The 24,390-nt window shown below is 37.0% G+C and carries 28 protein-coding genes; 9 read left to right on the top strand and 19 right to left on the bottom strand.

Features of this window, described 5'->3' with window-relative positions:
- Positions 1-47: 47 nt before the first annotated feature.
- Positions 48-149: a YjcZ family sporulation protein gene (locus BAU23_RS04290; RefSeq protein WP_000505688.1), complete on the top strand. Its 102-nt coding sequence runs from the start codon at positions 48-50 to the stop codon at positions 147-149.
- Between the two features lie 123 nt (positions 150-272).
- Here BAU23_RS04290 and BAU23_RS04285 read toward each other — a convergent pair whose 3' ends face one another.
- The 4 genes from BAU23_RS04285 to BAU23_RS04270 all read right to left on the bottom strand — a co-directional run bounded on the left by BAU23_RS04285 (position 273) and on the right by BAU23_RS04270 (position 2,367).
- Positions 273-644 carry an ATP synthase subunit I gene (locus BAU23_RS04285; protein ID WP_071733630.1) on the bottom strand — a complete coding sequence of 124 codons (372 nt, stop codon included), beginning with the start codon at positions 642-644 and terminating at the stop codon, positions 273-275.
- A gap of 206 nt (positions 645-850) precedes the next feature.
- On the bottom strand, positions 851-1,339 hold the full coding sequence (locus tag BAU23_RS04280) for a DedA family protein (protein ID WP_000424600.1): 489 nt from the start codon (positions 1,337-1,339) through the stop codon (positions 851-853).
- Positions 1,330-1,863, bottom strand: coding sequence for a CDP-diacylglycerol--serine O-phosphatidyltransferase (gene pssA, locus BAU23_RS04275; protein ID WP_000120448.1), 534 nt, complete (start codon positions 1,861-1,863; stop codon positions 1,330-1,332). The genes BAU23_RS04280 and pssA overlap by 10 nt, the downstream gene beginning before the upstream one ends.
- A 45-nt stretch (positions 1,864-1,908) precedes the next feature.
- Positions 1,909-2,367: a MarR family winged helix-turn-helix transcriptional regulator gene (locus BAU23_RS04270; protein ID WP_000198620.1), complete on the bottom strand. Its 459-nt coding sequence runs from the start codon at positions 2,365-2,367 to the stop codon at positions 1,909-1,911.
- 524 nt (positions 2,368-2,891) lie between these two features.
- On the opposite strand from BAU23_RS04270, the gene BAU23_RS04265 reads away from it, so the two are divergent.
- Positions 2,892-3,440, top strand: coding sequence for a DUF4352 domain-containing protein (locus tag BAU23_RS04265; RefSeq protein ID WP_071733628.1), 549 nt, complete (start codon positions 2,892-2,894; stop codon positions 3,438-3,440).
- Positions 3,441-3,718: 278 nt separating this feature from the next.
- On the opposite strand, the gene BAU23_RS04255 is transcribed toward BAU23_RS04265, so the two are convergent.
- Entirely contained in the window at positions 3,719-3,955 is a 237-nt protein-coding gene (locus BAU23_RS04255) for a hypothetical protein (RefSeq protein ID WP_000013685.1), read from the bottom strand.
- A gap of 199 nt (positions 3,956-4,154) precedes the next feature.
- Here BAU23_RS04255 and BAU23_RS04250 point away from each other — a divergent pair, with 199 nt between their 5' ends.
- The 4 genes from BAU23_RS04250 to BAU23_RS04235 all read left to right on the top strand — a co-directional run bounded on the left by BAU23_RS04250 (position 4,155) and on the right by BAU23_RS04235 (position 5,908).
- Entirely contained in the window at positions 4,155-4,280 is a 126-nt protein-coding gene (locus BAU23_RS04250) for a YjcZ family sporulation protein (RefSeq protein WP_016128830.1), read from the top strand.
- Between the two features lie 287 nt (positions 4,281-4,567).
- Complete coding sequence (locus BAU23_RS04245; protein WP_071733624.1) at positions 4,568-4,909, top strand: PadR family transcriptional regulator; 342 nt, start codon at positions 4,568-4,570, stop codon at positions 4,907-4,909.
- Positions 4,902-5,384, top strand: coding sequence for a hypothetical protein (locus BAU23_RS04240; protein ID WP_016128829.1), 483 nt, complete (start codon positions 4,902-4,904; stop codon positions 5,382-5,384). Before BAU23_RS04245 ends, BAU23_RS04240 begins: the two co-directional genes overlap by 8 nt.
- Complete coding sequence (locus BAU23_RS04235; RefSeq protein ID WP_000661316.1) at positions 5,381-5,908, top strand: permease; 528 nt, start codon at positions 5,381-5,383, stop codon at positions 5,906-5,908. Before BAU23_RS04240 ends, BAU23_RS04235 begins: the two co-directional genes overlap by 4 nt.
- Before the next feature lie 43 nt (positions 5,909-5,951).
- Here BAU23_RS04235 and BAU23_RS04230 read toward each other — a convergent pair whose 3' ends face one another.
- Positions 5,952-7,427 carry an MDR family MFS transporter gene (locus BAU23_RS04230; RefSeq protein ID WP_071733621.1) on the bottom strand — a complete coding sequence of 492 codons (1,476 nt, stop codon included), beginning with the start codon at positions 7,425-7,427 and terminating at the stop codon, positions 5,952-5,954.
- 142 nt (positions 7,428-7,569) lie between these two features.
- On the opposite strand from BAU23_RS04230, the gene BAU23_RS04225 reads away from it, so the two are divergent.
- Positions 7,570-8,145, top strand: a complete 576-nt coding sequence (locus tag BAU23_RS04225; protein ID WP_071733620.1) for a TetR/AcrR family transcriptional regulator — start codon at positions 7,570-7,572, stop codon at positions 8,143-8,145.
- A gap of 47 nt (positions 8,146-8,192) precedes the next feature.
- On the opposite strand, the gene BAU23_RS04220 is transcribed toward BAU23_RS04225, so the two are convergent.
- The 4 genes from BAU23_RS04220 to BAU23_RS04205 all read right to left on the bottom strand — a co-directional run bounded on the left by BAU23_RS04220 (position 8,193) and on the right by BAU23_RS04205 (position 11,661).
- Positions 8,193-8,852, bottom strand: a complete 660-nt coding sequence (locus BAU23_RS04220; protein WP_071733618.1) for an NAD(P)H-binding protein — start codon at positions 8,850-8,852, stop codon at positions 8,193-8,195.
- Between the two features lie 11 nt (positions 8,853-8,863).
- Positions 8,864-9,502: an SDR family oxidoreductase gene (locus BAU23_RS04215; protein ID WP_071733616.1), complete on the bottom strand. Its 639-nt coding sequence runs from the start codon at positions 9,500-9,502 to the stop codon at positions 8,864-8,866.
- A 69-nt stretch (positions 9,503-9,571) separates the two neighbouring features.
- Positions 9,572-10,480, bottom strand: a complete 909-nt coding sequence (locus tag BAU23_RS04210; RefSeq protein ID WP_071733614.1) for an alpha/beta hydrolase — start codon at positions 10,478-10,480, stop codon at positions 9,572-9,574.
- A gap of 47 nt (positions 10,481-10,527) precedes the next feature.
- The gene (locus BAU23_RS04205; protein ID WP_071733612.1) at positions 10,528-11,661 is read right to left on the bottom strand and encodes an NADH-dependent flavin oxidoreductase; all 1,134 of its coding nucleotides are present in this window, start codon (positions 11,659-11,661) and stop codon (positions 10,528-10,530) included.
- A gap of 285 nt (positions 11,662-11,946) precedes the next feature.
- On the opposite strand from BAU23_RS04205, the gene BAU23_RS04200 reads away from it, so the two are divergent.
- Entirely contained in the window at positions 11,947-12,492 is a 546-nt protein-coding gene (locus BAU23_RS04200) for a TetR/AcrR family transcriptional regulator (RefSeq protein WP_071733610.1), read from the top strand.
- A 375-nt stretch (positions 12,493-12,867) separates the two neighbouring features.
- A complete protein-coding gene (locus tag BAU23_RS04190; RefSeq protein ID WP_071733608.1) occupies positions 12,868-13,755 on the top strand; it encodes a DMT family transporter in 888 nt (295 codons plus the stop codon).
- Between the two features lie 190 nt (positions 13,756-13,945).
- On the opposite strand, the gene BAU23_RS04185 is transcribed toward BAU23_RS04190, so the two are convergent.
- The 9 genes from BAU23_RS04185 to BAU23_RS04145 all read right to left on the bottom strand — a co-directional run bounded on the left by BAU23_RS04185 (position 13,946) and on the right by BAU23_RS04145 (position 24,348).
- A complete protein-coding gene (locus BAU23_RS04185; protein ID WP_244159704.1) occupies positions 13,946-14,716 on the bottom strand; it encodes an alpha/beta fold hydrolase in 771 nt (256 codons plus the stop codon).
- 254 nt (positions 14,717-14,970) lie between these two features.
- Positions 14,971-16,260 carry a replicative DNA helicase gene (gene dnaB / locus BAU23_RS04180; protein WP_071733605.1) on the bottom strand — a complete coding sequence of 430 codons (1,290 nt, stop codon included), beginning with the start codon at positions 16,258-16,260 and terminating at the stop codon, positions 14,971-14,973.
- Entirely contained in the window at positions 16,257-17,114 is an 858-nt protein-coding gene (locus BAU23_RS04175) for a DnaD domain-containing protein (protein WP_071733604.1), read from the bottom strand. The genes dnaB and BAU23_RS04175 overlap by 4 nt, the downstream gene beginning before the upstream one ends.
- Before the next feature lie 197 nt (positions 17,115-17,311).
- The gene (locus BAU23_RS04170) at positions 17,312-17,638 is read right to left on the bottom strand and encodes a nucleoside triphosphate pyrophosphohydrolase (RefSeq protein ID WP_071733602.1); all 327 of its coding nucleotides are present in this window, start codon (positions 17,636-17,638) and stop codon (positions 17,312-17,314) included.
- Positions 17,639-17,690: 52 nt separating this feature from the next.
- Positions 17,691-18,434 carry a MerR family transcriptional regulator gene (locus BAU23_RS04165; RefSeq protein ID WP_071733600.1) on the bottom strand — a complete coding sequence of 248 codons (744 nt, stop codon included), beginning with the start codon at positions 18,432-18,434 and terminating at the stop codon, positions 17,691-17,693.
- A gap of 8 nt (positions 18,435-18,442) precedes the next feature.
- Positions 18,443-18,694, bottom strand: coding sequence for a hypothetical protein (locus BAU23_RS04160; protein ID WP_071733598.1), 252 nt, complete (start codon positions 18,692-18,694; stop codon positions 18,443-18,445).
- A gap of 3 nt (positions 18,695-18,697) precedes the next feature.
- Positions 18,698-19,036 carry a magnetosome magnetite crystal formation protein family gene (locus tag BAU23_RS04155; protein ID WP_071733596.1) on the bottom strand — a complete coding sequence of 113 codons (339 nt, stop codon included), beginning with the start codon at positions 19,034-19,036 and terminating at the stop codon, positions 18,698-18,700.
- 352 nt (positions 19,037-19,388) lie between these two features.
- Positions 19,389-21,833 carry a restriction endonuclease-like protein gene (locus BAU23_RS04150; RefSeq protein WP_071733634.1) on the bottom strand — a complete coding sequence of 815 codons (2,445 nt, stop codon included), beginning with the start codon at positions 21,831-21,833 and terminating at the stop codon, positions 19,389-19,391.
- Positions 21,808-24,348: an MrcB family domain-containing protein gene (locus BAU23_RS04145; RefSeq protein WP_071733594.1), complete on the bottom strand. Its 2,541-nt coding sequence runs from the start codon at positions 24,346-24,348 to the stop codon at positions 21,808-21,810. Before BAU23_RS04145 ends, BAU23_RS04150 begins: the two co-directional genes overlap by 26 nt.
- Between the last annotated feature and the right edge of the window lie 42 nt (positions 24,349-24,390).

Raw genomic sequence — 24,390 nt, 5'->3', positions numbered from 1 at the left:
ACATGAGTGACCCCTTGTTTTCCCCTCTTATTAAAGGAGGAACTATTATGGGATTTGGTGGTAGTTGTAGTAGTTGTGGCGGCGGCTTTGCTTTATTAGTTGTATTGTTTATATTATTGATCATTGTTGGAGCTTCTTGCTTCTGCTAAAAAACTATTGGAAAAGACACTCTTATATGGGTGTCTTTTCTTTATAATAAAAAAGCTCTCCATAAAGGAAAGTTTTTAGGTTTATACATTCAAGTCATCCAAATTAGTTATTTACACAACACTTTATTTCTTCGCATCTCTCATACTGTAATATCCTAAATTAATAATAATCAAGAAATACCCACCCATAATTCCAGCAGCAAATGTCCACATGAAATCATGATGTTCAATTTCATACATAATAATCGCACCGAGTATCGCGGCTGCAAATCGATTCATCATTCCAAGCATCGGTGCTTTTTCTTTTTTTACAATGCTATCTCCAAACTTTTCAATACGCCTTCCTAAAATCCATGCGCAGTACATACTCACCAAAAGGCCAATACCTATCCCTACAAACTGGGCTGAGAAAGGTGTCATAAACCACCCCAATAAAATCACGCCTAGCAAACAATATATTTGTATGTTAAATGATTTTAGTGCCATACGAATCATGTTATGCTCCTTTACCTCTCTCATTGTATTTACGTATCATTAATTATGTCTGCTACTATTCATCTTTTATCTCTCTCCCCAATAACACGGGGGAGTTTGTGAGAACCCTAACTTACAAGTATTCAGTTCCATGTTGTCAAAACTGTCTTGAAACATTTTAAAGTTAATTTTTCCAGTTAGAATCTTTTCGATCATTCAACGTCTTCTTATTCACGAATAATTCCTACACCTCTGCCGATAGTAATAAAAGTGAAGCACCATAAAAATGCACCAATCGCAGCGAACAATATATACGTTTTCAAATTCATTTTGCTAACGCCTGAAAGGTAACATGTTATATGTCTAATGCCTGGAATGAAATACCCAAAAACAAGAGAATAGGGTCCATATTTCTCCATCCATTTTGCAACTTTGTTCATTCTCTTTTCCTTCAAACCAATCCATTTTCCATACTTATCAATGAAAGGACGCCCTGCCTTTTTGCCTATCATGTAGCTGATCACCGTACCCAACAACGCTCCTACAAAACTGACTAAAATGGCAAGTTCATAATTTAGGACATTAATATTTGTAAAGTAACCTACTACTGTCATTATGACTTCATCAGGGATTGGTAATCCTACAATCCCAAGAAGAAGCATCAAAAAAATAGCGAGGTAACCATAGTCTGTTATAACCTGCTGTACTAATTCCATCTTTCAGACTCCAATTTTTCCGATATATCTTTTTTAAAATGTGGGAATTTGATTTTGCTCACCATTAAATATGCGAGTATACATGTACCCAACGCCACGGAAACTGGATTATTCAAAAAGCATAAAATGAGAAGACACATTGCCGCAAATGGAATGGGCATGCCTATAAATGTCGGGAGTTTACTTTGTTGTGTGTTAAATCTCGCAAGCCGCAGCATTCCGCAAATACTGTAAGCAAGCGCACATATCATCCCGATAAACTGTAAGTCTTTTAAAGCGACACTATATGCAAGAATAGACGGTGCTACACCAAAGGTAACTAAATCCGCAAATGAGTCTAACTCTCCGCCAATTTCCGAAACAGCATCAAGTTTCCGAGCGACCATGCCATCAAAAAAATCAAATAACATTCCTGTAATAATAAAAACTGCTCCCAAATACATATCGTGAACGAAAACAGCATAAATAGCCAAAAGCCCACATACAAAATTTGCTATCGTAATCATATTTGGTATGTAACTCATAACACGCTTCTCCTCCTTTCTACTAATCCCTTCATATGGACTTTCTTACTCATTTGGATTAATGCCCTTCTGTTTTTCTTCCAATATCACTTTATTTATTTTCGTTAACGTATCAGTCATTTGCTCTAAAGCTTCGATATCAATTTTAGAAAAATATTTCTCAATTAATACGTCATCTAACTCAGACAACCGCTCTATATACTTACTACCGTTTGTACCAAGTGTAAGGAAATACTCCCGTTTATTATTAGGGTTTACTTGTTTCGAAATCATCTTCTGTTTTTCCAATTTCGATAATACTTGGCTCACAGCACTTTTCGATATATTAAAAGTAGTCGCAATGTTATTTGCTGTCGTGTTTTCATTTAAATTGATATAAAATAGCATGCTCTCTTGCTGCCCTGTAAGACCGAACTCATCCTTTAACTCCTGAAATAGTAAAATGTAGAAGTCATTGTAGGCTCGATTCATTTCATTAATTACTTCTTTATACGATCTAGTCATAGCATTCTTCCTCCAGTCATGCTGTTATTTCGTTTCGTAATATAGTTTAGTTTAGTTAACTTAACTAAACTATATTATACCTTTATGTTCGTGTAAAGGGAAATATAGCTCCATACTTTTCTACACAATTTGTGTAAATTATGAAATAAGGTATGCTCATTTACCTTGTCTACTGCTTTTAATGGATCAAATCCCAACATAATATACAACATCTCGCATTCCAAATAACAAAACGTACCCATTATTTAAATTCCATATAGACCCATTACTGGTTAAAATGTTATAATTAAACCATCCTACATAGTTACTCATGTTCAGGATGAGCAACTAACGTCTTATTAAGTAATGCGCATAACTTAAATAAACAAGACACTGCAAAGTGTCTTGTTTATTTGTATCAAGTTTCCTTTTTATTCCAAAATAAATATAATAAAATGTAACATTTAATACATATAAAGAAAAATACAGATTTATTAAATCATTATGGCACCCATGAAAGTACTTTTATTTCGGAGGAACAAACTATGAACAAAAGGTTATTAACATCATTATTATGTAGCACATTCTTATTTGGATTATCAGCTTGCGGTTCACATGATACATCCAGCAGTAACACGAAAAACGAACAGGAGACTTCTAAAGAAACAAAGAATGATGACCTTAGCGACAAGGATCCTCAAAAAGAATTTCCAACTAGTGGAAATTCTTCTGATGTATACATCTCTATAGGCCCTGTCGATTCATTAGACGTTATAGGGAATGGAGAAGTTCAAGCACAAGGTGTATTTAAAGTATTAGACGTCAGAGTGCATAATGATAAAGAAGAACCCATTACACTACATAGCGACAACTTTACATTAATTGACGGAACCGGAAGAGAATATCACATTTCTAATGAATATCAATTAGTACTTAAAGCTGCTAATACCGCTACTTTTAAATTTGGTGTTCTTAATCCTCATGAAAATTCGGAAGGGAACATTGTATTCGATGTACCGAAAAATACGCAAGGATTAACTTTAAAAGTTCATGGAGATATGTTGGGTAAAGGGATCGAGTTAAAAGTGGAATAGTCAAAGAAAATATAAAGTGAAACTTTAATCAGTGGGGGTTTTCTTCATCCCCCACTGATTATTAGTTGAACCAATCGGGCTTTTATGGGCAGTTGATCCCCCACCTAACTTCTTTGCTTTCGCTGAATTTTGAGGTGGAGGTCTTACTGCCCATTAATGCGGGATAAAATAGATAAACCACTTTTACTAACACAACAAAAAGTACAGCCTCTGTATTAACTACAGTAGACTGTACTTTTTCATTTGTGATTTTGTGTAACTTACTATCACAGGATCCCTTAATTCTTTTGAGAAGATGCTCTCCAATCACGAAACGATGTTGGGCGTCCAGAATAAGCTCTTTGCTTTGGAGCAGCTGGTTTTTCCTCAAGAATAGTTGATTTCTCTTCAGGAGTAGTTTGTTTTTCTTCAAGAATAGTCAAAGCTGTTTGCATTTTCTCTAGCTGTTCTCTTAAAGCTTGCTGTTCAATCTTTAAATCCGTAAGTAAACGTAAAATCATCTCAGAATTAGCCATAAAGATCCTCCTTCCCCCAATACACAGAATAAAATAACATATGTAATCAGCGGAATACTCGTGACAAAAATACACTCGTCAACTCTCTTAAAATACCGAGTACTTTTATTTTTCAAAGGGACCTGCTCAAGTTTATCCGTAAAAACATAAAGTGATATAAATCCATTAATATATGGACTTTATGGAAGGAGGAGTTAATATGGGTTATGGCGGTAGTTGTGGTGGAGGCTGTGGTTTTGGCGGTGGATTCGCCTTACTTGTTGTGCTTTTTATCTTATTAATCATCGTTGGCGCTAGCTGTTGGGGCGGCGGAATCAGCTGCTAATAAGAGGCACTCTTGAGAGTGTCTTTTTTTATTTCTCAATATAGGGCTAACATATATGTGTTACTATCAAGAGGCGAGATTCCCTAAGCGTAATATAGTAGTTTACCAACTATGAAAGCCACTGTCACAAGAAAACAGTGGCTTTTATTTTGTTATTTAACAAGATTAAAACAGGAATTGCCATTTCCCCTCCGTACCATTTTAAAATTGACATAGCACTTCATGCACCATATACTGTTATTAATAGTATACTGTCATTAACAGTATAAATTCTAGGAGGTATATTCATGAAACATACAGGAAGACATACAGGTGCATTTCTTTTGTTATTTTTAGCAGAAGGTGATAACTATGGCGGACAGCTACTTCAGAAATGTGAAGAAGAACTTCCAGTCAATCCAATCGATAGTGCCATCCTTTACCGCACGCTGAAGAAATTAGAAAACGAAGGTGCTATTGAATCTTATGTAAGTACAGATCATCAAGACAAACCGAGAAAGATATACAAAATTACGCCTGCTGGAAAGGAACAATTGGCGGATTTTCAAATAGATATTGAGGAAAAAATGAAAAACTTAACCTTTTTCCTAAACAAATATAAAGACTTAAAGGAATCTAATCATGATTAATGGCGCTATTCTTTACACTTTGGCCATTATTCTTACGGGGATTTCTTTTATGAAGGATCGGAATAAAACGAAAGCTGCCCTATTAAAATCATGGAAAATATTTCAAAACCTTCTCCCTGCCATGCTCTCCATCATGCTTTTCGTTGGACTATCACTTTCTATCTTAACGCCGTCCTTCATCTCTTCCATCATTGGAGAACAGTCTGGATTTTTAGGTGTTATTTATTCTGCAATACTCGGCTCTGTGGCACTTATCCCTAGCTTTGTCGTATTTCCTCTTGGTAATACGTTAGTAGAGCACGGTGCAGGCCTTCCTCAAGTTGCGGCACTTATGTCTACACTCATGTCAGTAGGAATTACAACCTTGCCGATGGAACAAAAGATATTCGGACGAAGCTTTGCTTACGCACGTAATGCATCTGCATTACTCATGTCACTCCTATTCTCCTATATCATTTGGGTGGTGATGGTATGAAAGAACTAAAAAGATATCGCTTCTTTTTCATATTACTGCTTGGGCTTCTCTTATTAACTTTTATAAACCAATCTTTAGGATGGAGCGCATTACAACTAACAGGGAATAGTATTTTAGATATGCTATTTCTACTCCCCCCTGTCCTAATATTTGTAGGGTTACTCGATCAGTGGGTGAAGAAAGAGACGCTCATGAAATACATGGGAGAAAAGTCCGGCATATATGGAATCTTATTCTCTCTATTATTAGGCGGAATTGCAGCTGGTCCCCTCTATGTTGCCTTTCCGATTGCAGCACTACTATTAAAAAAAGGCGCAAGCATTAGGTACATCGTATTTTTCTTAGGCGTTTGGACAACTGCGAAATTACCAATTATGGTGTATGAATTTTCTTCATTCGGAGCTACATTTACACTCATTCACATTTGCTTCGGACTATTGTTCTTCTACGTAATGGGTATTATTTTCGAAAAGTTTTACGATCAAAAGCAATTGCTGCAGTATGACATTACGAAAGAAATGTAAAAAGACATCTTTATTTTGTAAAGATGTCTTTTTAATATGAAGCTTAATTTTCGTTCTGTAAAATCCCTGCTGCCTTTACTTCCTCTTTCTCTTCTTTTAAGAACAACGATACGATAAAAGCAATAACGATAAAGATTAACCCTAGTGTAAATGCACCTTGGAATCCCGATGTTAAACCGTTTAACTTCTCTACTGGATCCATTGGATTTGCGGAGCTTTCCATATACTTAGTTGTTCCTGAAGACATTTTCGAAATAAAGATAGCTGTACCAATTGCGCCAGCTACTTGCTGTAACGTATTAAACAGCGCTGTTCCGTGCGGATATAGATCTGGTGTTAATTGATTTAAACCATATGTTTGTGCTGTCATGACAAACATGAGTCCAACCATTAATACGCTATGCATGACAATAATTTGTAGCATTGATGTATCAGGAGTAATGCCTTTAAATAAGAACATTGCAATCCCTACTAACACAATACCAGGAACGATAACAACTTTCGGACTAAATTTATCAAATAGTTTACCTGCGATTGGTCCCATTATAGCGCTAATAATACTTCCTGGAAGCATTATTAATCCTGATTTAAAGGCTGTCACGAGTAAAACTGTTTGCAGAAACATCGGTAATAAAGTCATCGTTGAAAATAACGACATCATAACAATGACAATTAATCCAACTGATATTGTAAACATCGGAACTTTAAATGCGCGTAATTCTAAAATTGGATTCTCAATTTTTAATTGTCGCACGACAAAAATACATAGTGATATAAGCCCAACAATTAAAGCACCGTACACTTTCGTATCGGACCATCCTAAATCACCTGATGCACTAAAACTATACACAATCCCGCCAAATCCTAATGTTGATAAAAGGATTGATGGATAATCTACTTTTGGCCTTGTTAACTCTGAAACATTTTGAATGTACTTCATTCCAATTACAATGGAAATGATTACGATCGGAATAACAATGTAGAATAACCAGCGCCAATTTAGTGAATCAACGATTACTCCAGATAATGTAGGACCAATTGCTGGAGCTGACATCATAACGAGTGCGATTAATCCCATTGTGGCACCACGTTTTTCAGGCGGACAAATAATTAAAATCGTATTCATTAATAACGGTGAAATTAACCCCGTCGCTACTGCTTGGACGATACGGCCGACTAATAAAACGGAAAATGTCGGTGCGAATCCCGCAATTAACGTACCGACTAAAAACGTTACCATAGCGATCAAAAACATTTGTCTCGTTGTGAGCCATTGCTGAAGTAACGCTGTAATTGGGACTAAAACACCAACCACCAACATGTAAGCTGTAGAAAGCCATTGAATAGTTGAAGCTGTTACGTTAAATTCTTTCATTAATACCGTTAACGCATTACCAAGTAATGTTTCGTTTAATAATGCAACCATTGCCCCTAAAAGTAATGCAATTAAAATCGGGGTATGTTTCATATTAGAAGTATCAACTTTGCCACTTGCAGGGCTCTTAGTTGTTATATTCATTTGCAGATTCTCCTCCTGTTTCTTACTTAAAAAGTTTTAAATACGCCGGAACACATGTAATATAATATACATATGTAGATTAAAAAGGGAGAATCAATTTTCAGCCATTGTATATTTAATCTACAAAAAAGGAGAATTGTAGATGAACGATAATGAACAACAACTTGATTTACGTATTAGACGTACACATAAATTACTTTGGGATTCCTTATTTGAATTAATGACGCAATCAAAACAAAAATATAGTACCATCACAATTAACCAAATATGTGATCGCGCGATGGTACATCGAACAACTTTTTATAAACACTTTGAGGATAAAGATGCTTTATTAGCATTTGGATTTAAACGATACAGCAAAATGATTGCGGGAATACCAGTTTCAGATCGATTAAGCAAACCATTTCAAGTAATGGAACAATTTCTACATCATGAAGAAATCGGTAAAATATTAGAGACGCAAATGTCTGATGCACAATTTATTAGCCGGACACAGTATTTAAGTCACGAAACGAGAAAACAGGAAATAGAAGCGTTAAATCAACTTTGCAAAAACCATACGATGCCAAATGATTTAATCATTGAATTTTATTCAGGGGCAATTACCTCATTAAGCGCATGGTGGTTTAAAAATGAAAGAAAAGTTTCTGCTGCTGAAATGGATAGGTATCTTCACCAACTTATTAACCGGGATATTTTTCAGTTTGAAGAGGAATAACTTCACCATCAAAAAACGCCTATATGAAATAGGCGTTTTTGTACATATTACATACCGATTTTCTTCAAATCCGAACTTTCAACAATCGAATGGGTATACCCAGCTTTCCCAACTCGTACCATCGCTCTTCCTAATTGATCAGAAGTTATAACACTGCCGAATCGCTTCAAAAGAGGGTTAAATGGCTTCATCACATCGTACATCAATTGATATGATTTCGTTTTTGATTTCACACCGTTTGCCGGGATGATTAATCCTGGTCTGAACATATACGCAGCTTTGAACGGTAAACGCAATAACTCATTTTCCGTTCGTCCCTTCACTCTCGCCCACATCGTACGTCCTGATTCTGTACTATCTGTGCCGCTACCGGATACGTAAATGAATGTCATGTTCGGATTTAACTTCGCTAATGTTTTTGCGGTAGATAACGTTAGGTCATACGTAACTGTTGTATACTCATTTTCTTTCATCCCTTGAGAGGATACTCCTAAACAAAAGAAACATGCATCAAATCCGGTTATTTTTTCTTCAATGGACGATAAATCAGCCACATTTGTAAGCTCAATTTCGGTTAATTTTTCATGCATCGCATTCGTACGTTTTCTAACGATCGTTACGACTTCCTTTACTTCATCATTTAATAAGCTTTCTCGTAATACACTCTGGCCGACCATACCTGTCGCTCCAAAAATTATAACTTTCATTTGCATCCTCCTTATAGAAAGGCTGGTTTATCACCGTCTGTATTCGGTTTATTTACACCTAAGTTTCCGCCAACGTGTAAATCTGGTGCCCCTGCCAATTTCACGACGAAAGCTGCAACACTTTTACGTGATACTTCCGTTCCTTTATACTGCTCACCTTTTTCCGTAATTTCATATTCCACTTCATCATAATCCGTTAACCATGCTGGTCGTAATACGGTGTAATGAAGATTTGAAGCTTCGATCACATCAACAGATTTTCGGTATGGCCCTAAATATTGACCAATCGTACGGTTATTCCATTTACCAAATTCTCCTGGCACTTCATCATAAATGCCAAGTGCGCTAATGAAAATAAGACGTTTCACTTCAGTCTCTTCCATCGCACTCACAACAATTTTCGCCTGCTCTTCTAAATCGTCACCAGCTAAATTTGCATACACTACATCTTGATTTACCATCGCCTCTTTTAACGTTTCGCGATTTAAAACGTCACCTTCCACAATACGTACACGATCAGAAGCGTATTGCTGTACTCGATCTGCATTTCGTAAATATAACGTTAACTTTGCATCCGTTTCATTTAAAAATATATCAATCGCATGACGCGCAATTTGTCCGTTCGCTCCAAGAATTAATACGTTCGTCATATTCAAAACTCCCTTTCCTATTTGTTATGAAGCAGTAGAAAGTGTTTCTACTGCCTCGCAAAAATCAAATTACAAATGCTTGCCAAGAAACTCCGTTGCCTTCACTACCGCTTGATCGACATACTCAGGAATATCGTATAAATCAAAGTGAGATCCACCTTCCAGAACGACTAATGCTTTCGGTTCGTTCGCTAATTCATAAGCTTCTTTACTTTGCCAAAGTGTCCCTGCTTTACTTCCTGCAACTAATAGAAGTGGCTGCGTTAATAAAGTGCTCATTTTTTCATCGATTGCCGTAAACGCTAAAATTTTATCAAAGCTTGAAAACAGCAATTTATTTACTGAATTCGGATGATGCGCTCTAGCTGTTCTGTAATATTCATATCCTTCAGCTGTTTCTGAATCCGTATTTTCATCAATTTCATGCGGTACGTAAGAAAGATACATCGGTTCCGCCCCATTTGCTTCAGCAGTACGTTGCTTTGCGACTGCATCAAGCGTCTGGATTGCACTAGATATCGGCGCTTCACCAGTCCAGCCCTCGCGGAACGTTCTTCCCATATCTGCCGCGCTAATTCCTACAACAGCTTTAATACGACGTTCAGTTTGTGCTGCACGTATCGCATAACCACCACCAGCGCAAATACCAACTACACCAATTCGCTCTGAATCAACGAAAGAAAGTGTCGTTACATAATCTACCGCCGCTCGCACATCTTCTACTCTAGATGTTGGATCATCAAGATAGCGCGGTAGCCCTTCACTTTCCCCTTGATAAGCAGCATCGAAAGCTAACGCAACATATCCTTCATCAGCTAACTTCTGAGCATAAAGACCCGCTGTTTGTTCTTTCACTCCACCAGCCGGATGTAAAACGATAAGAGCCGGGTATTTCTTGTTAGGATCCATTTCGTTTGGTACATGAAGATTACCAGCCATATTCAAATTATATTTTTTAAACGTTACTTGCTTTTTCATATAAATCTCTCCATTTCATATTCGTTTTTATTGATACACTTTCATAATTAATCTTCAATCGTAAACCATGCTCCTGAAGCCCCAATGACATTCCACAGCTTTTCTGGAAGCTCCAGCTCACTTACTGTTGATTTCTTAATTGACGCTTGAATTTCATCTTCTTTTCCGTCCTGCACTTTCTCTACCCAGTCTGGATTCATAATTAACCCGTGGCCAATCGCCGTAAGTGTGATTCCTTTTTCTAGCGCTAACGAAGCATCATCTGGCGTTACGATAGAACCTGCTACCATTAACGGAGTTCTTCCGTTTACATGTTCGGCGATTAACTCAAGGTACGTTTTCTCGTCCTGATTATCAACTGGTTTTGCAGTAAGAGCACTCGCTAATGAAGCGTGAACGTAATCAATATTTGATTCGATAAGATGGTTAATTAACTCATACGTGTCTTTCATTCTTAAAGCACCTTCTTGCGGTTCGTCAGGTGAGAATCTGTAACCTAATGCGAACGGCTTCTTCGCATGCTTTTTAATAACGGATTGAATTTCACGAACAACTGCTAGCGGGAAACGTAAGCGATTTTCTAAAGAACCGCCCCACTCATCTTCACGTCTATTAAAGAATGGTGAGAAAAAGTTTTGTAGTAAAAATCCGTGCGCGCCGTGAATTTCAACACCGTCAAAACCAGCTTCGATTGCTCTTCGCGTCGCTTCTCCAAAATCACGAATCACTTCTAAAATTTCATCGTGCGAAAGTTCTCTTGGTAATACAGATGGCGCAAACGGAGAAGCTTCTGTTTCTAAAGCACTTGAACTTACTACATCCCTACCCGGCGTGAAATCAGGTAATGCTTTGTTCCCTGCATGGAAAATTTGAAGGATAGCCGGAGCTCCGCCGCTCTTAGCCGCATCCGCTAACTTACGTAAACTTGGGATAAACGTATCAGCATAACCTGCAAACTCATTTGTAAAACCGATACCGTTCGCCTGTACGTGTGTACATCCTGTAATCACAAGCCCGACTCCGTTCACTCTCTTTTTGTAATACGTTACTTCTTCATCTGAAATCGTATAATCATCATTACCCGCCCAAGTTGTCATCGGCGCCATCACGACTTTATTTTTCAGAGTAACGCCAGATTTAAATGTAAATGCTTCAAATAAGTTGTTATATTTCGGATTCATAATTGACCTCTTTCTCGTTGTTTTTCATATATAAAATTGTCATTATTTTGTTATTTGTTCTTTTGAATAAAGTTACTTAGAGCACGAAATGTGACTTCTATCCCCCACTTTTATTGAGAAATGACACTCGGAAGAATTAATGCACGTTGATGTATTATCTCTCCCGTGTGTATAATATAAAATGAAAAAGAGATGTTTTCAAACGTCAATTTTAGTGAATTCACGCATTAATACACACATCCATAAAAATTGTGTATTAACTATGAGGAAAGTTTGGTGACGACAATGGAAAAAGTCGATAGAAGGATCATTAAATCAAAAGAAGCAATAAAAAACGCTTTTATTGAACTAATGGCCGAAAAAGGATTTGATAAAATTACAGTAAAGGACATTTGCAGCGGAGCAGACGTTGGAAATAGAACGTTCTATCTTCATTACCTCGATAAATTTGATTTACTTGATAAACTCGTTATAGAACGTATAGAAGCACTAAAAACACTATGCGCTCCCCTCCATGATTTAAGCTTTAGAGAAGCTTGCATCGCTTGGTTCGAAAACATGGAACAGCACTACTTCTTCTTCTCAACGATGCTAGCTGGAAAAGGAGCTTCCGCTTTCCGCAAACACTTCTTCGATTACATCATCGAACAAATAAAAGATGACGTAGATATTAAAGAAGGAATAAACAAAGGATTTAGTGAAGACATGATCATTACATTCTTCGGATCCGCTATCGTAGGAGTCGTAGAGACATACTTTATGAAGGGACTTCCTGATCCGCCGGAGGTTGTTGCGGAGCAACTGGGAATGTTGCTAGATAGGAACTTTTAAGTAAAAAAGGCTATTGTATAAACCGATTGAACCGGATTATACAATATCCTTTTTCTTATGGGATAAAGTGAAACTATAATCAGTGGGGGTTTTGTTCATCCCCCACTGATTATTAGTTGAACCAATCGGGCATTTACGGGCAGTGGATCTCCCACCTAACTTCTTAGTTTTCGCTGAATTTTGAGGTAGGGATCTTACTGCCCGTTAATGCGGGATAAACCGATTGAACCGGATTATGATTATAAAATAGCCTCTTTATTATGCAGAGAAAAAAGCGTCGATAAATTTTTGTTCCAAATATTCAGAATTGATATTAAAATAAACGATAGGGATAGGGGTATGGAATCATAAATTATACATAACGAGGGAATAGAAATGAAAATTCAATTAAAAGCTGATTTAATGCTACTACTAGTTACATTTTTTTGGGGTGCATCCATCCTACTTACAAAGCTTGGACTTGATGGCATAGAAGAATATAATTTAATCGCATTACGATTTATTATTGCCTTTCTTTTATCAGGTTTAATATTTTACAAACATTTATTCAAAGTCGATTTTAAAACTGTAAAATATGCCTTTATACTAGCTTCTGTTTTATTTATCGTTTACATTTTTGCGACATTCGGTACAAAGTATACAAGTGTCTCTAATGCCGGTTTCTTACTATGTCTCACAGTCATTTTCATTCCGATATTATCAGCTATATTTTTAAAACACATTCCTGAAAAGAAAGTTATATTAGGAATTGTGTTAACGATAATAGGAATTGGCTTATTAACATTAACTAGTGAATTCAAGATCGGTAATGGCGATATATTTTGCATATTGTCTGCTTTATTTTATGCCATTCACGTCATCATTACTGGAAATGTAACGAAACACGTGAACTCGATTGCACTTGGAGTAATACAACTCGGTTTCGTCGGCCTATTTAGTCTTATTTTTTCATTAGTGATGGAAACCCCAAAACTGCCTAGCACGATCAACTCATGGCTAATCATATTAGCCTTAAGCATATTTTGTACCGCAGTCGCATTCATCGTGCAAGTTATCGCCCAGCAATACACGACGCCAACACATACGGGACTTATCTTTTCATTAGAACCTGTCTTTTCCGCAGGATTTGCCTTTGTTTTCACAGGCGAAACGCTCACAGGAAAAGGATATTTAGGGGCGACGCTTATATTGTTAAGTGTGTTGATTGCTGAGGTGGATTTTAAGGGGTTGTTGCGGGTTGGTTTTAAGAGGAATGTGGAGTAAGTATTAAACACACATCCACGTTAAGGAGCTTCATTTGCACTATTCGCTTAACCTAGCATATCGTACTATGCCTTTTCTTAAGCGAATAGTGTGTTTAAAAGGAGAAAATTTTATTTTCAAAAGAAGTAGCGCTAACAATTCTTGCCCTTCCCTATTTTTTAAAGAACATCCACATTATTAATGTAATAAATTAAATAACTAATTCCTCAATAACATCTGGAGAACCACATTTGATTCCCTTAAGAAAACTCTCGAATACATCCATAAATTGTTTAGGCTCATGTATATGAGCAACGTGCCCAGCATTTTTTAATTCTATATATGTAACATGAGGAATCCAGTAGTTTATATTGTACAACGTTTCTTTATACAAATTATCATACTCGCCCATCACCCATAAAACGGGTTGCTTAAGCGACATCAACATTTTTTCCGAATCAAACTCCATTTGTATTCGAACTGCTTTTTCAAATACATTCGGATGCAATAATTGCCCATAGTTATAGAAAATAGACTGCGAGTCTTCAGGTATTTCTTTTTTATTTGGATTTTGGAGAACGGCGTACTGCTTTAACCAACCTTGATCTGTATATTCACTCTTCTGCTCCAATAGTTGCATTAGATTTGCCTGAAATTCTGATGGAACATTGCAATAGCCACCCGAGAAAGTTAAACTTGCTACTTTTTCAGGGTACTTATTCGCAAATGCTAAAGCCGGCAAACATCCAAAACTAAGGGCACATAAATGTGCTATTGCAATACCCGCCTTCTCGTATTCACTATTTAATTGCTCAACCAAAATCTCTAAGAAAAAAGGTATATCCTTTCCTAAAGTATCAAGACCGTAACCAGGGAAATCATACCACCAACAATCATATGAAGTTTTCAAGTATTCGTACTCTGTTTTAAATGCATTTCGATCCCCTGTTATCCCGTGTAAAAATACAATATTTTCTTTCATAAACATGAACCCCATTTTCCTTCAATATACTAACACCTTAATATTTTTATATTAAAAAAGTTAAAAAATCAATACTCATTTATATTTGGATCAAATGGCACCGATTAAATGTTGCTGTACAGTGTGTCTATATGATGCATTAGCTCATAAATAAAGCCCCCACAAGTGATATTTGTAGGGACTTTTTAAGTACTATATTCCTATTTTGTTAGTTGTTGAGAAATTTCAAATTAAAAGATAGATTCCCCCTCCAACTAATGCCCAATCTCCACAAACCGCCCAAACTCCTTCAAAAATCTCAACTGAAAGCTGCCAATAGGTCCATTCCGATGCTTCGCCACATGAATCTCCGTCATCTCTTTCTGCATCGTTTCCTTATCGTAATAATCTTCGCGATACATAAGCATAATGACATCCGCGTCTTGCTCAATTTGTCCTGTCTCTCTTAAATCAGATAAAAGAGGTCGCTTATCTTGACGCGACTCTACAGAACGAGACAATTGCGACAATGCTACTACACAAACATTTAAATCACGCGCTAACAGCTTAAGCTTACGTGAAATCTCACTAATCTCTTGAAATCGATTGCCCTTATGCTTCGGATCGCCCGTAATGAGCTGCAAATAATCTACAATAACTAAAAGCTTTTTATCACCGTGCTTCCTCTTTAACTTACGAGTCTGCATCCAAATATCTTGCACCGTAACGCCTGCATTATCGTAAATCTCAAGTGGTAATTCCCCTATCTCCGCAAACGCCTTACTCACCTTTTCCCAGTCTTCCATCGCAAAACGGTGCTTCGGATTTTTCAGCCTACCTCCTGACACTTCACCTACACACGACGCCATCCTTTTTAACAATTGCTTACTACTCATTTCTAACGAAAACAATCCAACTGCCGCTCCAGATTTCGCCGCATGTAGTCCAACATTTAACGCAAACGCCGTTTTTCCCATAGAAGGACGCGCTCCAAGAACAACAAAATCACCTTCCTGCAATCCGCACGTCATCTTATTTAACGATATATAACCAGTCTCAATACCAGTATTCTCTTTCGTATCTTGATGAAGCTCTTCATACAAACCAACTAACGCATCCTTCAAATCAAACTCACATACACAGTCCTTTTCTTCTAACTCACAAAGTTCCGTAATCGTCTCACCAATAATTTTCTCATTCTTCTCCGCAATAAGACGCTCTCCCATCTTGTGCCCGAGAACGCCAGCCTGATACATTTTCCAAGCACCTCGAACAAGCCCCTCGTAATAAGAGAAGTTACTAGTCGCAGGCACACCATCCATTAACCCTATAAAATACTCCATTCCCCCGATCCCCTGCAAAAACTTCGGATCTACCCTAGAAATGAACGTCACAAGATCAATCGGTTGCCCCTCTTCTTCCATTTTTCGCATCAACTGAAATATAGACTTGTGCACTGGCATAGAAAAATACTGCTCCGTCAAACGGCACTCCTTAATAAGCTCTCCATCAAGTAATAGAGAACCTAACACCGTCTTCTCCGCCTCCACATTTTGAATACTCATGGACGCCACCCGCGCTCCGCTAAAAAGCGCTGCAACTCTTCCTCTGACGGCACATTCTTCTCCCACTCGTCACACTTCGCCAAAAAATTCTCTGTCTCCCCAGTACTAACAAACGACTCCTTCTTCCGAAACTTCGACGTATCCGCATCAACCTCAGACACTTTCGTAAATCCTTTCCCGTGCCACCCTCTCAAAATCCCTTTCACATAAGCAACCGTCCGCTTATTATTCTCAAACGCAATTTGAAGAGCCTTAAGCACAAGCTCCTCTGACAAATCATCCATCCACGCACTCAGTTCCTCCACCGTATGAGGAGACAAACTACCGAAATGTTGCTCGAAAAAAGAAAACACGCGACTTCCCGTTTCTTCCTCTATAACCTCTTCTTCCGCCTCTTCACAAACCGGATCAACATCATGAACGGCCGAATCACTAGGCATACCGAAATGAGCTAAAAGCATCGGAACATTCAGCTCCTCCTCTACGCACTTCTGAAGAAACATATGTACAAACTCCTTATTCTTCACACCCTTAAGCTCACGAAGCACACACTTCTCCACATTCGTATTCGTCACAGGATTATAACGAAGCCAATTTAAAATGAATAACTCCCTCGTCTCCGCATCATAAAGAATCTTTCCATAATCGATGAAGCGCTGCACCAACTTATCAATCGTCTCCCGATTATAACCCGTCTCCATCTCAGCTAACCGCTTCGGAAACGGAAAAATCCCACACTGCGTCGTCTTCGAACAAGTTAATAAGTAAACATAAAAATATCGCTCCTCCGGCGTCAAATCCAAAACAAAATCATCCTGCCAAAAATTCACCTGCACAGTACGATACACCGCCATCCAAATTCCTCCTGTCTCCATTCAAAAACGAAAAATTCCTCTTTGTACTATATATAGGAAGGAGGGACGGGTTTTTGGCGTGTTATTTCAAAATTTTTTTCGACTACTACTACGGTGTTTGTTGGTGTTTTTGTTTTGTTGTGTTTTTTCTTAGTGATTTATTACTTGGTAGGGGCTTTCAAGGGGCTTATGAGGGGCTAGTTGTCGATTACTTCGATTAAAAAGACTCGATCTGAAAAGCCACCTCGTTCTTCTGCTTTCTTTTTACGGATGTTGTTGATTTCTTCTAGTGTTGTGCCTTCGTGTTCGGCTAAGGCGTTTATTAGTTCTAGGAGGTCGGATAGTTCTTCGAGTTTATGGGATTTTGTTTTTGCTTCGATGTATTCTGTTAATTCTTCTTGTGTTTTCTTGCAGATTTCTTTTATGTATTCGTCTTCGGGTAGGATTCTTGTTGTTGGTGTTTTTCCGTTAGCTTTTATTATTTGTGGAATTTTGTTCCGGATTAGTTTGTTGTAGGTTGGCATGGGATTTTCCTCCGTTGGTTTTTTCTTCTATTATAATGGAAAAGCAGTTTAACTAGGTGTTAAACTGCTCCATTGCTTCTTTTATATAGTTTTCTTCTTCAGTTGTGAAGAGGGTTGGGAATTCGGATAGCGGGAGGCTTGATTTTTGGATTATATCCTCTATATCACCTTGAGGTGTATCAAGATAGTTCGTTACCTCTTCTATTACATTGAAAAATTCCTTCAAGATAACTTGAACTTCATGATGACTCGGATCCTTCTCTTCTTCCTTACACTTTTTCAACTTCCCTATCACATCCATAAATCGCCGATCGAACTTTTCTTTAACTTCCTTATTACTATAAAACGCTTGAACACACTCATTTGAAAAGTGTTCCTCTAACCATTCTTTATTTTCTTTCTCCCATATAAAAGTTTGCAAAAAAGAAGAAAACAAAGCAACATCCACTCGTTCTTCCTTTTGAAACTTCTTCGTCATCTCATCCATATGCGAAAGCACCTTCGCAATTCTTTCTTGCTCTGCCAACAGTAATTCTCTTTGAAAGTGTATTTTCCTTAAAAAGTCTTCAGTCCCAATATTACGCTGCAATATAATATTTTGAATTTCCCCAAGCGAAAAACCGAGATGCTTAAACGATTGAATTTGCTGCAGCGCATACAAATCATCTTTCGTATATAACCGATGCCCGCCTTCGGTATAATCGCTCGGCTTTAATAAATTAATCTTGTCATAATAACGAAGTGTCCGCACCGTAACATCCCCAACACTTGCAAACTCACTAATCGTCCACGCCATATCATCACCTACTCCGCTAACTTCTCTCTCACATACTGAAACATATGAGAAAAACTCATCTCATTCTTCCGATAATATTGAAACAAACCCACAGCAAGTAACAAAAAAGGAATATTCCCTCTATAACGATTTTCATACTCACTAATACCATCATAGAAGTACTCATACTTTCGTCTTCGTAAAACGATATAACTCGCAATAAACAACACTGCAATCATAATAAAGATTTGCTTCCCTTTTATCTCCACTTCTTGTTTCATCACCTATTCTCCTTCCACTATATACTTATCTTCTTTAAATAAAGGAACTCGAATGAAATAACGATATGGCTCGTCGCGTATTACTTTCCACGCAACAATGATCACTTGAACGACCTCTAAGGCAAATACAATCCAAAATAAAACATCACTAATACGCGAACTAATATTAAATAGAAGAAAGATTAACAAATGAAAGTTGAACGCCTTTCGGCAATGATATGTGTACACTTCATTTTTACGTGCCAGTGTGATGTACATGAATAGTGGTGAAAAAATTCCTATTGCGGCTGATAGTAGTAACATGATGATGGTATTTCTTTTTTCTTTTGTGGTGGTTTTCATGATTGGTTTGGTCCCCCCTTTTTGATTTGTCTTCTTTAGGTTAGGGGGTGACGTTGGGGGAGGTGCAAGAGGATTATATAGATTAAATTTAGTAACACCAATATAAATAAAATATGACCTTTATCTTGACAGGGTGGAGGTCATCATTTTAATTTTACATCCACTTTATTTACAAATAAAAAGAAGAGCACATACCTCATATGCTCTTCTTCCCATAGCTAACAATACACTTTATCCAACTAATATTTATCTATAATATTTAAATGTTTCTCCACTTCACCTAAAATCATTAGTTCCATGCAAAAATAAATTTGGCCTTTATCCATGACTTAATCACCTTTGTATCTAAGTGCTATTCCTTAACATTTAACACCCCTAAAACCTCCCTAAACAACACCGAACTCCTACCAACAACCAACTCCAAAGCAACCTCTTTAACTAGCCCATCTCTCCCAACCATAACAACCCCACTCTCATAATCAACCCAAATCTGAACATCCTGCACATAATAACTCTTAATAGAAGAAGCCTCATCTAAGTTGTTATGGTCCAGCTCAACTTTAACTTGCTTCGTAAAACGACGCAGCGTTTTCCAAAGAATTCGTTCTTCTTTTGATTTCATGAAGAGTTCCGGGAGTTCTTGTACTTCTTTTAATAACGACATAGTTGTTATTGTGTATGTTTGAATGCCGTATCCTACTGGGCGGATGAGATGGTCTAGTTTTTTCCATGGCTCTAGTTCGAAATGTATATACTCATCGTTTTGTTGCATTTGAATGTGTTTGATTTTTGCTACGTATTGAATGCCACCATTTTCTCCGTGCCATTTTTTCGGTGCATATAATGCTATGTACTTTGCTTCTTGCCATCCTGGTTTTAACTGTATGACTGGTAGCTGATATACACCATTCTTTCTATATGTTTCATAGTCATTTTCAGTTTTCACACTGCCTACTAATACTTTTTCTTCTAATGAAGAGTGCCATTCTTCTTTTGTTCCTCTTGGAAGAATGCCTTCTCTTATAATTTCTTCTGGGCTTTTTTCAATGAGATGATCTAGAAATTGTTCGACCAGTCTTGTTGCGTTTGGTAAGAACGGGAAGCCGCCGATATTTACTTTTTCGATACTTTTATAAAATGGATGGTTCTCATATGCTTCCTCTTGGTTCCACGGGAATAGTACGTATGCTCCGTAAGCTGTTCGTTCAAATGGTCCTTCTTGTTCTACTACTAGTGCGTCTCTGTAGCGATGCATTGTGTTAATGTCTTCTTCCATTGGGCCAGGGGCGCCATACTTCCTTTTATAATGAGAGCTTTCAGCAAAATCAATTCGGTATTTCGCATCAAAAATGTATTGATATTGATAGTTCTTTCCCTTTTTCTCAATAGCGAGCATCGTATCTGGTTTTTGTGTAACTGTTGGTAGTCGACCGTTTCGTTTTTGGAAATAAAGCTCGATTACCTCGTCTGTTTCTGGGTGTTTGAACGTTCTTTTGGCGGTTTTACTTTCATCTAACGTTACGTATAAACCGTCTTGTTTAACTTGGATAACATCTTGATGGAGCGGTGTATATTTTTTGGATAGAATTTGTCCAAGTTTTAAATATGTCCAGTATTCGTATAACCTTGCGACATCTTTTACCGACATTTTAAAAATTTGTCCTCTTAATGTTAATCCTCGCGATAGCATTAAGAAAATTTGATACGCATCTCTATAGCCTGCCGCCATTTGTATAACGAGTGAAAAGACTGAGCGATCCAATTTTCCGATTCCTCTCCAAAATGGATCGTTCAATTCATTTTTCATTCGATACTTCATATTTTTTACACGCTCTAATAAATCTTCATCAGTTACACTACGTGCATATCTAGACTTTGGCTCTAGCGCCTTAAGTAACTCTTCTATTTTATGTACAACTCTTTGAATCATCCATTTAACAAATCGATTTTCTAGTGTGTCATACGACACTTCCTTGTAAGCTGTAATCCCTTTAGTCGGTATACTGTTTTCTCCTTGCAGTAAGTGCGGTCGCTTTCGCAAATAGTTCATTCCGACAGAATCCAATTTACGAATTTTTTCTCCTCGTACAAGTTGATGCCTAGTCATAAGCGTATGATGCGGTTGCCTTTTTATATGAGAGATCGACTTCATAAATCGCTCAAAGGAATCATTTAAAATACGATAAAATTCACTCTTCGATGGATTGGTAGCGTAAATTGCAGATGCTCCTAAGTAAGTTCTCTTTAGTAAATGAAAGGCTAAATTATAAATTTCATCATTTACTTCATCTAATAAGGCTCTGTAATCATCCTTATAATCAAGCTTTGCCGGGAAAACTTCAAATGTAACGGTTAATAAAGTTTCATTAGCATCTTTAATTTCAAACGTTGTATTTCCTACTTCATTTGGAAACGAAAGATTCCCCATTAACACATGAAGTGACCCCATTTGAATAGAACTAACTTGTTTTCGAAAACCCGGATGTTCATGATAAAAGGAAAGCTGTTGGTTCTTTTTCGGAACAATAACAAGCTGATAACTTCTATTTTCAAAAAAGATTGGTGGATGTTCGTTCCATTCATCCAACCTCTGCAACCTCGCATCAAATACAGAAACGGCTTCTGCCTTCCCATCTACATGAAAATACATCATTTCATCCACGTTCATAGCATGATATTCTTTTAAACTCTCGTATTTTTCATGATAAGGATTTCCTTTAATCGTTAATGATAGCTCCTCTGTTTCAATCTTAACTAGCTCTATCTCATTATTAGATCCAGAAAGAGGTGAAACCATCATACTCGAACCTCCTTAACATATGAGACAGCTTGTTAGCTGAACGAGGATACTTCGCATAGGAATCGGCATTATTGCCACTATCGTATTCTTCATTTGCACATAATACATACAACTGTTTTAATACCTCTTCTGTTCTGCCATCGCTCCCTGCAAGACGCGGTAAAATCTTTTGATATATTTGATAATCAAGTGCTTCATCGAATAACAATAACTTCCCTTGTTCGTTGTATGCCATATAGAAACAAATTTCATCTCGTATACGATATCCAACTTGAGCCCCAACTGATTCAAGTGTTTTATTTATTTCTATTAAAACGCTCGATATATTTCTCACAAGATCTTCGTTTTCTTTAAAGCATTCTTTTAAATGCAGATACTTAGCTGCTAAAGAGCTATTAGAAACAATTTCAGCTTCCTTCTCTTCTACATCCATTAAGAAATTAAAATAATCTAAGTTAACGGTATTAAACTCAATTGTATTCGCACGATCTAATACTTTTTTACTTAACGGATGTGTCGTTTCATCCATATTTACAGTTCCGATAATATATACATTTGATGGAATCATAATATGCTTATTCGTAATTGATTCTGGAAGCACTGGTGACGTAACAATTTTTCCATCTTTCCATTTACGACTTTCCATTACACTTAAGAAGTCACTAAAGTAGTATTCCACTCGAGCTAAGTTCATTTCATCCAGCACTACAAAATACGGCCTATTTGGATTTGCATCTGCAGTTTCAAGAACTTTAATTAACGGTCTTTCTTGAAACTCCCCTTGAAGGTTCACATAACCAAGTAAATCAGAGCTATCACTCCAATCAGGTCGAACCGGAATAAGCGTAAATTGTCCATTCTCTTCCGTAGCCCCTAAACTCTCTGCAAACCACTGAACAATTTTCGTTTTCCCTGTACCCGAAATACCTGATAAAATTACAAACGGCTTCGTCTTTAATGAAAGGAAGAAATTAATAAGATCCTTTTTCTCATAATAGAAACCTTTACTTTGAATATAAGAAGACACATGATCGATAATGGATTGTTGATCTAAATACACTTCTTTCCTCTCATAAATCATTTCATATTTCGTTCCTTCCTCTTTGTAAGCAATAAATCCCTCATAATAACCAAGCATTTCTTCTAGATCTTCTACTAACTCTTTTTCACTTGGCATTTTATTAGCATCGTACGCAATATAAGCCGCTGTTGAATTCGCATATCCTTTCGCTTTTGGACTTGTTCCTAGGAAAATCTCATCATCTTTTTTTACCTTTTGGGACATATGTATTTGTTCACGAATCTCTTCTTTAATTTTTTGCATCTCTTCTTTAGTTGTTTCTGTTACACCTTGGGCCAGCGTTAAATATAATCGCTCCATATCTTCACTAAATAAATAAACGATATAATACCCTCTCTGTGTGGATGTTGTAATATCTTTATTCATAATCGCAAGCCACGGAACAGCAGCCCAATTCCCTTGTCCAACTGATCCTGTGACAACATACTGATTATGATCAATAAATGGTAGCCTCGTTATTTCTGTTGTCATTTCATGCCTAACAACCGATCCCATTTTATGACCCGCAAATCTTTCTGTTCTTGCCTGTAAATACTCATCCATAACAGTTAAAAACTTTTCACGTAAATTACTGTTCATACTACCGCCCTTTTCTTCATCCTTTTTTATGTATTGTTCAGATGGAATCCATTCACTATTAACTAACCCTACTTGTTCAAGCCAATCTAGTAAGTTATTCGTACACCACTTCGCTACTGATTCAACCATCAAATTATCCCCTAATGAATTTCGGACAATCGCCATTCCTAAATCTACTAAAGCCTCTTTCTTTTCATCCTTTGAGTAGTTCTCTAACACTCCAAGAACAAATAAAGCATTTCGGAAATACTCCTGTTTTAAAACTAGCTGTGCAATATAAGTATTCTTATCTTCCGAATGAACATATTCGTTTAATAGAAGTTCATTCATTTCATGAGATTCATTCAAAAAGCCTAATAATCTCAAATCTTGGCGTGCGTTCGATTTTACTCTATATAAATTCTCATCCGTTTGTTCACGTAACGTACTTGGATTATATGTACCATTCATTATCTCTTCTAAAAAGAGCATAACTTTATCATATTTTTCACTTGGTAGATTATCGGTTTGGAATTCTTTAAATGTAATAGCTCTCGATTCCATACCATTCACAAATAGAATCTGTGAGAAGAAAGCTACCAAGAACGTATTACTTTCACTTACTTGTCCGAAATCCTCACTCTTTACCGTACGCATATTGATAAATTTTCCCCAAGCATTCTTAAGAAGTTCAAAGCTCACTTTAAAATAAGACGACACTTCCTCTTCTTTTTCATATTGCTCGCGTGAAAGTTTAATCTCAACGTCTAATCCTTCATCATCCTTGTTTATAATTAAATAATTTTTATCACCCTGGATATTTTCAACTTGCTTCGTTGATTTAGCCAATTCAATTATGAGTTGCTCTAACATTTTCATCCCCACCGTTACAATAAATTACAATTACTACTATTT

The organism is Bacillus nitratireducens (assembly GCF_001884135.1).
GTDB classification, from domain to species: Bacteria; Bacillota; Bacilli; order Bacillales; family Bacillaceae_G; genus Bacillus_A; species Bacillus_A nitratireducens.
This window is presented reverse-complemented; position numbering and strand designations above follow the sequence as displayed.

Excerpts from the sequence above, each read along its gene's own strand:
- BAU23_RS04155 (WP_071733596.1), bottom strand. The coding sequence starts at position 19,036 with ATGAAAACCACCACAAAAGAAAAAAGAAATACCATCATCATGTTACTA.
- BAU23_RS04200 (WP_071733610.1), top strand. The coding sequence starts at position 11,947 with ATGGAAAAAGTCGATAGAAGGATCATTAAATCAAAAGAAGCAATAAAA.
- BAU23_RS04270 (WP_000198620.1), bottom strand. The coding sequence starts at position 2,367 with ATGACTAGATCGTATAAAGAAGTAATTAATGAAATGAATCGAGCCTAC.
- BAU23_RS04145 (WP_071733594.1), bottom strand. The coding sequence starts at position 24,348 with ATGTTAGAGCAACTCATAATTGAATTGGCTAAATCAACGAAGCAAGTT.
- BAU23_RS04250 (WP_016128830.1), top strand. The coding sequence starts at position 4,155 with ATGGGTTATGGCGGTAGTTGTGGTGGAGGCTGTGGTTTTGGCGGTGGA.
- BAU23_RS04265 (WP_071733628.1), top strand. The coding sequence starts at position 2,892 with ATGAACAAAAGGTTATTAACATCATTATTATGTAGCACATTCTTATTT.
- BAU23_RS04240 (WP_016128829.1), top strand. The coding sequence starts at position 4,902 with ATGATTAATGGCGCTATTCTTTACACTTTGGCCATTATTCTTACGGGG.
- BAU23_RS04290 (WP_000505688.1), top strand. The coding sequence starts at position 48 with ATGGGATTTGGTGGTAGTTGTAGTAGTTGTGGCGGCGGCTTTGCTTTA.
- BAU23_RS04230 (WP_071733621.1), bottom strand. The coding sequence starts at position 7,427 with ATGAATATAACAACTAAGAGCCCTGCAAGTGGCAAAGTTGATACTTCT.
- BAU23_RS04245 (WP_071733624.1), top strand. The coding sequence starts at position 4,568 with ATGAAACATACAGGAAGACATACAGGTGCATTTCTTTTGTTATTTTTA.
- BAU23_RS04165 (WP_071733600.1), bottom strand. The coding sequence starts at position 18,434 with ATGGCGTGGACGATTAGTGAGTTTGCAAGTGTTGGGGATGTTACGGTG.
- BAU23_RS04235 (WP_000661316.1), top strand. The coding sequence starts at position 5,381 with ATGAAAGAACTAAAAAGATATCGCTTCTTTTTCATATTACTGCTTGGG.
- BAU23_RS04225 (WP_071733620.1), top strand. The coding sequence starts at position 7,570 with ATGAACGATAATGAACAACAACTTGATTTACGTATTAGACGTACACAT.
- BAU23_RS04215 (WP_071733616.1), bottom strand. The coding sequence starts at position 9,502 with ATGACGAACGTATTAATTCTTGGAGCGAACGGACAAATTGCGCGTCAT.
- BAU23_RS04285 (WP_071733630.1), bottom strand. The coding sequence starts at position 644 with ATGATTCGTATGGCACTAAAATCATTTAACATACAAATATATTGTTTG.
- BAU23_RS04160 (WP_071733598.1), bottom strand. The coding sequence starts at position 18,694 with ATGAAACAAGAAGTGGAGATAAAAGGGAAGCAAATCTTTATTATGATT.
- BAU23_RS04185 (WP_244159704.1), bottom strand. The coding sequence starts at position 14,716 with ATGAAAGAAAATATTGTATTTTTACACGGGATAACAGGGGATCGAAAT.
- BAU23_RS04220 (WP_071733618.1), bottom strand. The coding sequence starts at position 8,852 with ATGAAAGTTATAATTTTTGGAGCGACAGGTATGGTCGGCCAGAGTGTA.
- BAU23_RS04210 (WP_071733614.1), bottom strand. The coding sequence starts at position 10,480 with ATGAAAAAGCAAGTAACGTTTAAAAAATATAATTTGAATATGGCTGGT.
- BAU23_RS04255 (WP_000013685.1), bottom strand. The coding sequence starts at position 3,955 with ATGGCTAATTCTGAGATGATTTTACGTTTACTTACGGATTTAAAGATT.
- BAU23_RS04170 (WP_071733602.1), bottom strand. The coding sequence starts at position 17,638 with ATGCCAACCTACAACAAACTAATCCGGAACAAAATTCCACAAATAATA.
- BAU23_RS04280 (WP_000424600.1), bottom strand. The coding sequence starts at position 1,339 with ATGGAATTAGTACAGCAGGTTATAACAGACTATGGTTACCTCGCTATT.
- dnaB (WP_071733605.1), bottom strand. The coding sequence starts at position 16,260 with ATGAGTATTCAAAATGTGGAGGCGGAGAAGACGGTGTTAGGTTCTCTA.
- pssA (WP_000120448.1), bottom strand. The coding sequence starts at position 1,863 with ATGAGTTACATACCAAATATGATTACGATAGCAAATTTTGTATGTGGG.
- BAU23_RS04150 (WP_071733634.1), bottom strand. The coding sequence starts at position 21,833 with ATGGTTTCACCTCTTTCTGGATCTAATAATGAGATAGAGCTAGTTAAG.
- BAU23_RS04205 (WP_071733612.1), bottom strand. The coding sequence starts at position 11,661 with ATGAATCCGAAATATAACAACTTATTTGAAGCATTTACATTTAAATCT.
- BAU23_RS04190 (WP_071733608.1), top strand. The coding sequence starts at position 12,868 with ATGAAAATTCAATTAAAAGCTGATTTAATGCTACTACTAGTTACATTT.
- BAU23_RS04175 (WP_071733604.1), bottom strand. The coding sequence starts at position 17,114 with ATGGCGGTGTATCGTACTGTGCAGGTGAATTTTTGGCAGGATGATTTT.